Consider the following 8,428-nt stretch of genomic DNA (forward strand, 5'->3'; position numbering starts at 1 on the left):
TCCCTTCGAATCGCTGAGAGCATAGAAACGCATCAACGACTCATGGAAGGTACGCATGCAGCAGCCCGGCCAACCGGCCGCCGCTCCCACCCGGGCCGACCTGCCCGGAACCCCGTCCCCCGACGCCTCCCTCACCTCCGCTGCCGCCACTCCCGGGCTCACCGCGCAGCGTCGTACGAGCCTTCTCGTCACCCTGATCCTCGGCGGGCTCACCGCCCTCCCGGCGCTGTCCATGGACATGTACCTCCCGGCCCTGCCGGAGGTCACCGACGCGCTCCACAGCTCGGCCGCCACCGCCCAGCTCACCCTCACCGCCTGCCTGATGGGCATGGCGCTCGGCCAGCTCGTCGTCGGCCCGATGAGCGACCGGTGGGGGCGCCGCCGTCCGCTGCTCATCGGCATGGTGGTCTACGTCGTCGCCACCGCCGTCTGCGCCTTCGCCCCCACCGCCGGGCTGCTCATCGGCTTCCGGCTGCTCCAGGGGCTCGCGGGCGCGGCCGGGATCGTGATCGCCCGCGCCGTCGTCCGGGACCTCTACGACGGCATCGCGATGGCCCGCTTCTTCTCCACCCTGATGCTCATCTCGGGCGTGGCGCCCATCGTGGCCCCGCTCATCGGCGGCCAGATCCTCCGCTTCACCGACTGGCGCGGCGTGTTCGTGGTGCTCACCGTGATCGGGGCCCTGCTCACCCTCGTGGTCTGGCGCCGGCTGGGCGAGACGCTGCCGCCCGAGCGGCGCCATGACGGCGGGCTCGGCCAGACCCTGCGCACCATGCGCGGGCTGCTCGCCGACCGCGTCTTCACCGGCTATGTGCTCGCGGGCGGCTTCGCCTTCGCGGCGCTCTTCGCCTATGTCTCCGGCTCGTCCTTCGTCGTCCAGGAGATCTACGGCGCCTCGCCGCAGACCTTCAGCCTGCTCTTCGGGCTGAACTCGATCGGTCTCGTGGCCACCGGCCAGCTCAACGGCCGGGTGCTGGTGGGCCGGGTCAGCATGGACAAGGTGCTGGCCGTGGGGCTGGTGGTGATCACCGTCGCGGCGGCCGCGCTGCTCGTGCTGGCCTCCGGGGTGTTCGGGAAGGCCGGTCTGGTCCCGGTGGCGGGGTGCCTGTTCCTGCTGATGTCCGCGATGGGCCTGGCCATGCCGAACACCAACGCCCAGGCCCTGAACCGCACCCCGCACGCCGCCGGTTCCGCCTCCGCGCTGCTGGGCACCTCCACCTTCCTGCTGGGCGCGGTCGCCTCCCCGCTGGTGGGGATCGCGGGCGAGACCACGGCGGTGCCGATGGCCGTCGTCCAGCTGTGCTGCGCGCTCGCGGCCATGGCCTGCTTCATGGGACTCTGCCGTCCGTGGCAGCGACGTACGAAGCACAGCGTGACCGTGGTCTGACCCGGCTGCTGGAGACCGTCCACGCGCTTCCCGAGGGGGAGCGCCCGTGGTGTTCCGGGGTCGCGCTGGCCGCCGGGACCGGCTCCGGCCCGCTGGCCGAGGAGGGCGTCGGCTGGGCGGTGCGCCACGCGGCGTACGACGAGCGGGCCGACCGGGGCGTGGAGCTGCCGCGCGAGCGGTGGGAGCCGGTGCGCCGCGACACCGTGTTCGACCTCGCCTCGCTCACCAAGCTGTTCACCACGATCGTGGCGCTGCGGGCCGTCGAGCGCGGGCTGATCGCGCTGGACGGGCGGGTGGCCGCGTACGCCCCGGAGTGCACGGCCGCCGCCGAGCACGGCATCACGGTGCGGCAGCTGCTCACCCACACCTCCGGGCTGATCCCCGAACTGCCGCTGTACGAGGAGGACGGGCGGGAGCGGGCGCTGGCCCGGCTCGCGGCCGAGCCGCCGGCCACCCCGCCCGGTACCGCCCGCCGCTACTCCGACCTCAACTTCCTGCTGCTCCAGCGGGTGCTGGAGCGGTCGGCGGGACAGCCGCTCGACCGGCTCGTGCGGGAGACCGTCACCGGCCCGCTGGGCATGGCCGGCACCCGCTTCAACCCGCCCGCCTCCTGGCTGCCCCGGATCGCGGCCACCGAGGACCAGCGGCGGCCCTGGGGCAAGCTGGACCGGGGGATGCTGCGGGGTGTGGTGCACGACGAGAACGCCTGGGCGCTGGGCGGCGTCGCGGGGCACGCCGGGCTCTTCTCGACGGCCGGGGACCTGGCCGTGCTGTGCCGGGCGCTGCTGGCCGGGGGCGGGCCCGTGCTGTCGGCGGAGTCCACCGAGCTGATGCTGACCGCGCCGGGGCTGGGCTTCGAGGTCGACCAGCCGTGGTTCATGGGGGAGTTGGCGGGCCGGGGCGCGGCGGGGCACACCGGGTTCACCGGGACCAGCCTGGTGGTGGACCGGGCCCGCGGGGCCTATCTGGTGCTGCTCGCCACCACCGTGCATCCGCGCCGCCGCCCCGGCGACAGCGCGCCCCGCGCGGCGGCGGCCACGGCGCTGGCCCGCGCCCTGGGGTGACCTGCCCCCAGCAGCCGGGGGCGCGCCAGGGCAGGGCGGTGGCCCGCGCGGCTGGGTTTGACCTGCCCCCAGCGACCGGGGGCCATGGGCCGGCCAGGACAGGGCGGCGGCCACGGCGCTGGCCCGCGCGGCCGGGTTGACCTGCCCTCACCAGCCGCTGAGGGCAGGACAGTTGGCCTGACCCGTTCGCTTGGCTAGCCTGTGCCCCTGCCGTGTATCCCCCGGACGGCCGCGCTGCTCCACCGCCATGAGGAAGACCGCTGTGACGAACCTCCAGGACCCGCAGGACTCCCCGGCCCCTCAGGGCCCACCGGGCGCGGAGGGCGCGCCCGGCGGCCCGGGCCCGGCGGCGCCGCCCCCCGGCTGCCCCGCCCACGCCGACCCCTCCTCCGCCGGACCCGCGCTGCTGTACGGGGAGCGGTACCTGCGGAACCCGGCCGAGAGCTATGAACGGATGCGGCGCGACCACGGGCAGGTGGCCCCGGTCCTGCTGGAGTCCGACGTCCCCGCCTGGCTCGTCCTCGGCTATCGCGAGATACGCCAGGTCGTCAGCGACGTCGAGACCTACGGCCGCGACTCGCGCCGCTGGAACCGCTGGGACGAGGTGCCGTCCGACTGGCCCCTGATGCCCTGGGTGGCCCACAGCCCCATGATCCACTTCACGGAGGGGGACGAGCACCGGCGGCGTTCGGCGGCCGTCAGCGACGCCCTCGCCTCCGTCGATCCCTTCGAACTGCGCCGCCACTGCGAGCGCTTCGCCGACTCGCTGATCGACAAGTTCATCGGCACCGGCAAGGCGGACCTGGTCTTCGACTACGTCTACTCGGTGCCCGCCCTCGCCATGGGCACGATGTACGGCCTGCCCGAGGACCAGCTGGAGTACATGGCGGAGGCGGTGACCGTCTCGCTGCTCTCCAACGACGAATCCATGGCCGCTCAGCAGCGGGCCGCCGAGGTGGTACAGCGGCTGGTGGCGGCCAAGCGCGAGACGCCGGGCCCGGACGTCACCTCCCGGTACATCGCCAACTCCCCGGACCTCACCGACGAGCAACTCGTCGGGGACCTGATGGTGATGATCGCCGCGGGCATGCCCGCCACGTCCTACTGGATCGGCAACACGGTCCGGCTGATGCTCACCGACGACCGGTTCACCATGACCCTCGCGGGCAACCGCCGCAGCATCGGCGAGGCCATGAACGAGGTGCTGTGGGCGGACTCCCCGCTCCAGAACGTCATCGGGCGCTTCGCCACCCGGGACACCACGCTCGGCGGCCAGCGCATCCGCGCCGGCGACCTCCTCGTCCTCGGCTTCGCCGCCGCCAACGCGGACCCGCTGCTGTGGCCCGACTCCACGGTGGGCTACGCCGGGAACAACGCGTACGTGTCCTTCTCCGGTGGCGACTACGGATGCCCGGCGCACGCACCCGACCTCGGCAAGATCATCTCGGAGACGGCGATCGAGGTGCTGCTGGACCGGGTGCCGGACCTGGAGCTGGCGGTCGAGCCCGATGAGCTGCAGTGGATGGACTCCCTGTGGTACCGCTGCCTGGTCTCCCTCCCGGTCACCTTCACCCCGGCTCCGGCCGCGGGTTAGGAGTGTCCCCCGAGTCGCGACGCCTGCGGCGGGCTGAGCCCCAGTTTCGGGCAAGCCCGGACGCTCGTCAGTACGCTGAGCGGGGCTGTCCACCGCCCACAGTCCCATGACAGTTCCCGGCTTCTTCGCACAGTGCGCGGGGTCGGTGACTGTCGAGGAGGCCCCGGAGTCCTAGCTCAGACACCAGCCGCAAAGTAGGTCGGCAGCTCACCGCCGAGTTGAAGAAGGTGTGCGGCAAGGAGGGCATCCTCTTCAAGCTGGCGACGGCCGCCGTCGACAAGCCCGACGAGGTCGTACGCCGGGCCCTGTTCCCTGTGGTCGGGGAGAAGACACTCCGTGAGCTGGTGGCGGAGGCGAAGACGAACGAGAAGGTCTTCAGGGCCAAGGTCCGCACCACGCTCCGGTCGTCGTACAGTTCGTACTACCGGCAGATGCTTCCGCCGCTGCTGAACACGCTCGGCTTCAAGTGCAACAACACCGCCTATCGGCCCGTGATGGATGACGAACTTCCGGCAACCCGCCGTCCGGCAGGCAGGGTGGTGTGTCCGAGCAACGGCTGATCGGCCCCGTCACGTCAGACGGCGGTGAAGCCGCCGTCTGCGGGTACCACGGCTCCGGTGATGAAGCTGGAGCGTGGTGAGGCGAGGAAGCAGAGAACCTCGGCGATCTCTTCGGGCTGTGCGACTCGTCCCAGGGGCTGGGCGTCGGCGAACGATGCCAGGTAGGCGCGGCTGTCGGGGCGGATCGTGTCGAGGAAGTCGGTCTCGATGACGCCTGCGGCGACAAGGTTGGCGCGGATGCCCCATGGTCCGCCTTCGACGGCGAGCACCTTGGTCAGTTGGGCCAGGGCGCCCTTGGACGCGCTGTAGGCGGCGCCTTCGGGCAGGGCGACCGTGCTGGCGTAGGACCCGGTGCTGACGATGCTCCCGCCGCCCCGGCTCCGCATGGCCCGGAAGGCTTCTCGGGCGCAGAGGAAGGATCCGCGGGCGTTGACGGCCATCACGGTGTCCCAGTCTTCGGCGGTGGTTTCGGTGACGGGTTTGTTCAGGGTGCGTCCGGCGTTGTTCACCAGGATGTCCAGTCCTCCGAAGGTGTCCAGCGCCGAGCGGACCGCGTGGACGGCGGTCTCCTCCCGCGTGATGTCGCCCCGCATCGCGAGTACGCCGGGGAATGCGTCCTGCAGGGTCGTGACGTCGGGACGCAGGTCGACGGCGACGACGCGGGCGCCGCGGGCATGGAGCAGTGCCACGGTCTCCTTGCCGACGCCGCGCGCGGCCCCGGTGACCAGGGCGGTCTTCCCGGCGAACTCGGATGCTTCGGCAGACGCGGCGGTGGGCGTCATGATGAGGTCCTCTCGTAAAGATCGGGGTCGCGCGCAGTTTTCCCACGCGGCTGTCTGGGTTGCTGTACGGTCACGCACTCACGAGGCAGACGGCACAGGAGATGAGCGCGCTTGCCGGGCGTGCGCACGGGTGGCGCCGTGGACGCCCGGCGGGCGGGTTGTTCAGTGTGCGGTGAGGCCGCCGTCGACGACGAGTTCCGAGCCGGTGACGAAGGAGGAGTCGTCGCCGGCGAGGAAGAGGATCGCGGGGGCGACCTCATCGGCGCGGCCGGCTCGGCGCATGGGGGTGCGCTGGATGTCCGGTTGCTGGTCGCCCTGCTCCTCCAGGAGGTCCTGGATCATCGGTGTGGCGACCACTCCGGGATGTATCGAGTTGACCCGTACGCCCTGCCGGGCGTACTCGACCGCGGCCGTCTTGCTCAGCAGGCGCACCGCGCCCTTCGACGCCTGGTAGGCCGCGGCCGCGCCGCTGCCCACCAGGCCGAGCACGGACGAGGTGTTGATCACCGACGCGTTGCCGCTCGCTCGCAGCAGCGGCATCGCCGCCTTCATACCGAGCCAGGTGCCTTTCTGGTTGGTCCGGTCATGAATACGGTCCTTCCCTTGCGTTTGATACGTCTGTCAGCGACTGCTGCCTGCCTCGGCAGTCGGTCCGCTCCCACGAGGAGTCGTTCTCCCCGACCGGAGCAGCTGCTGCCCGAACCCCGTTGTCCCGCTACGCTCGCCGCCCCGCTACGACGGGCTCGACTCTCGGTACAGCACGAGGTGTTCGTGGTAGAGCACTCCGTCGCGGATGTCCCCTGTGGCGGTGAACCCGGTGTCGTCGACGTAGTCCAGGTGACTACCGGTGACCGTGTAACGGCCGGTGTACGCACTGGCCCGCTCGCCGCGAGCCTCGTCGTAACGGCCGTCCGGCAGCAGCTCCTGCCGAATGTGCCCGTCCTCGGTCACCCACATACCGACCACATCCACGTGGCCGTCCTCGATCGCGGCCATGGCGGCCCCCTCTCCTCGAACGGTGCGGTCCCTCCCGCTCCACCGAGTCTGCGCAGGTCAGCGGCGACCAACCAGGACGCATGCTCCCTGGGTGCACCACACCCAGGCAGCACGGCGGCGCGCCGCCTAGCCTGAGGACATGGACGACAACCGCATGGGGGACTTTCTGCGCGCACGCCGCGCCGCCCTGCGCCCGCACGATGTCGGGATGCCGAGCCACGGGACCCGCAGAGTCGCCGGGCTGCGCCGCGAGGAGGTCGCCGTCCTGGCCGGAGTGAACGCCGACTACTACACCGCCTAGAACAGGGCCGCGAACGCAACCCCTCGCCCCAGGTGATCGACGCTCTCAGTCATGCGCTGCACCTCGACGAGGACGCCAGGGCGCACCTGTACCGGCTGGCCGGGGCCACGCCCGGCGACCGGCTCTCGTCTCACTCCACCGGGCGCGTCAGCCCCGCCCTGCGACAGCTGATGGGCGGCTACCCCAACACCCCGGCGTTCGTCATGAACCGAACCCTCGACCTCCTCGCGGTCAACGCGCTGGCCCAGGCCCTCTACTCGGCGTTCACCCCGGCGGACAACCTCGCCCGCATGACCTTCCTCGACCCCGCCGGCCCCACCTTCTACACGGACTGGAACCGGGCGGCACAAGCCACCGTCGCCAACCTCCGCGAGGCGACCGGCTTCGAACCCCAACGCCTCTGCCGATCTGTCGCGGCTTCGGTCACTTCCGCTTCTCCGGGTCCTCCAGAGCCCCAACCGACTTGAGAGCGTCGCCGACAGCCATTGAGCTAGCGGGTCGGCTCCTCCTCCGGCGGCCACACGTCGCCCCAGGCGACATCGCGGGCCGCCCGGTACAGCGGCCCCTGACGCTTGGTCACCGTGGTGCGCCCCAGCCCCTCCTCGGGCGCGCACAGGTCCAGCAGCACCTGGCCCTTGCGGATCTGCGGGCGGCGCACCACCCGCGCCCCGGCGGGCGAGGCGTCGAACCGTACGGCCGCGACATAGCTGAACTTCTCGTCCTCGTACGGCAGCGAACCGCCCTTGACCCGCCGGTGGAGGGAGGAGCGGCGGACCCGGGCGGCGAAGTGGCACCAGTCGGCGCCGGGCTCGATCGGGCAGGACGCGCCGTGCGGACAGGGGGCGACGATCCGCAGCCCGGCCGCCAGCAGCCGGTCCCGCGCCTCGCGGATCCGCAGATAGCCGTCCGGGGTGCCCGGTTCGACCAGCACCACGGCCCGCGCCGCGCGCGCCGCCTCGGCCACGACGGCCTGCCGGTCGGCCTCGGTCAGCTCGCCCAGCACATAGCTGACGGTGACCAGGTCGGTCCCGTCCGGCAGCGCGAGGCCGTCGCCGATGGCCAGGCGCTGCCAGCGGGCGGTGCGCAGCGCCTCGGAGGGCGCCTGCCGGGCCAGTTCGCGGCCGAGGGCCAGCGCGGGCTCGGCCCAGTCCAGGACCGTGGTGGTGTGCCCGCCCCGCGGCCAGGCGGCGGCCACCGCCCAGCTGGCCGCGCCCGTACCGCCGCCGATGTCGATGTGCGTGGCCGGGGCCCAGTCGGGCGTACGGGCGCGGAAGGCGTCGAGCGCGGCGCGCACGGCCTCGAAGGTCGCGGGCATCCGGTACGCGGCGTACGCGGCGACGTCGGAGCGGTCGCGCAGCACGGGCGCGTCGGTCGGGGTGCGCCCCCGGTAGTGGCCGATCAGCCGGTCGACCGCCTGGGCCGCCTGGCGGGGCGGCAGACCGTCGAGGAGTCCGGCGAGCGCGGTGTGGGGCGTCTCGTCGGTGGGGGCGGCGTCGGGGGCGTGCATTCGGGCGATTCTACCGGCGGGAGGGGGCGCCTCCGGCGCCTGGGCCGGGGCCTCTCGCGAGGCCCGCGCGCCCCTGGGCGGCGCCCTCGCCGCCTGGGCCGGGAACCTCCCGCGCGGTCGGTCCGCTGCCCCAGGGCCGCCCCCCGCCGCGCGGACCGGAGGCGGTCCGCCACCCCGGGCCGGGGTCATCACGGGGGCCCGCTGCCCTCAGGGCCGGGGCCGCCGCCTGAGCCGGGG

At 72.8% G+C, this 8,428-nt stretch carries 7 protein-coding genes and 2 pseudogenes; 5 read left to right on the top strand and 4 right to left on the bottom strand.

Translation table 11 applies throughout. From position 1 onward, the window contains the following. The first annotated feature begins 55 nt into the window (after window positions 1-55). The 4 genes from IEJ02_RS43755 (at window position 56) to IEJ02_RS43770 (ending at window position 4,605) form a co-directional block, all read left to right on the top strand. Complete coding sequence (locus IEJ02_RS43755; protein WP_191069881.1) at window positions 56-1,387, top strand: multidrug effflux MFS transporter; 1,332 nt, start codon at window positions 56-58, stop codon at window positions 1,385-1,387. After that, the gene (locus IEJ02_RS43760; RefSeq protein ID WP_317986072.1) at window positions 1,348-2,451 is read left to right on the top strand and encodes a serine hydrolase domain-containing protein; all 1,104 of its coding nucleotides are present in this window, start codon (window positions 1,348-1,350) and stop codon (window positions 2,449-2,451) included. Before IEJ02_RS43755 ends, IEJ02_RS43760 begins: the two co-directional genes overlap by 40 nt. A gap of 262 nt (window positions 2,452-2,713) precedes the next feature. Then, window positions 2,714-4,045 carry a cytochrome P450 gene (locus IEJ02_RS43765; protein WP_191069882.1) on the top strand — a complete coding sequence of 444 codons (1,332 nt, stop codon included), beginning with the start codon at window positions 2,714-2,716 and terminating at the stop codon, window positions 4,043-4,045. A 218-nt stretch (window positions 4,046-4,263) separates the two neighbouring features. Continuing rightward, window positions 4,264-4,605, top strand: a complete 342-nt coding sequence (locus tag IEJ02_RS43770) for a hypothetical protein (RefSeq protein WP_223865416.1) — start codon at window positions 4,264-4,266, stop codon at window positions 4,603-4,605. A gap of 14 nt (window positions 4,606-4,619) precedes the next feature. Here the strand turns inward: IEJ02_RS43770 and IEJ02_RS43775 are convergent, their stop codons facing one another. The 3 genes and pseudogenes from IEJ02_RS43775 to IEJ02_RS43785 all read right to left on the bottom strand — a co-directional run bounded on the left by IEJ02_RS43775 (window position 4,620) and on the right by IEJ02_RS43785 (window position 6,383). Then, window positions 4,620-5,387, bottom strand: coding sequence for an SDR family NAD(P)-dependent oxidoreductase (locus tag IEJ02_RS43775; protein ID WP_191069883.1), 768 nt, complete (start codon window positions 5,385-5,387; stop codon window positions 4,620-4,622). A 162-nt stretch (window positions 5,388-5,549) separates the two neighbouring features. Then, window positions 5,550-5,984, bottom strand: a pseudogene (locus tag IEJ02_RS43780) (SDR family NAD(P)-dependent oxidoreductase); the annotation flags it as partial. 135 nt (window positions 5,985-6,119) lie between these two features. After that, a complete protein-coding gene (locus tag IEJ02_RS43785) occupies window positions 6,120-6,383 on the bottom strand; it encodes an Atu4866 domain-containing protein (protein WP_076972001.1) in 264 nt (87 codons plus the stop codon). 139 nt (window positions 6,384-6,522) lie between these two features. Between IEJ02_RS43785 and IEJ02_RS43790 the strand changes: the two are divergent. Continuing rightward, a pseudogene (locus IEJ02_RS43790) lies at window positions 6,523-7,079 on the top strand (helix-turn-helix transcriptional regulator); the annotation flags it as partial. 95 nt (window positions 7,080-7,174) lie between these two features. Here IEJ02_RS43790 and IEJ02_RS43795 read toward each other — a convergent pair. Further along, window positions 7,175-8,191, bottom strand: a complete 1,017-nt coding sequence (locus IEJ02_RS43795; RefSeq protein WP_191069884.1) for a small ribosomal subunit Rsm22 family protein — start codon at window positions 8,189-8,191, stop codon at window positions 7,175-7,177. Between the last annotated feature and the right edge of the window lie 237 nt (window positions 8,192-8,428).

The organism is Streptomyces sp. 5-10 (assembly GCF_014712245.1).
GTDB classification, from domain to species: Bacteria; Actinomycetota; Actinomycetes; order Streptomycetales; family Streptomycetaceae; genus Streptomyces; species Streptomyces violaceusniger.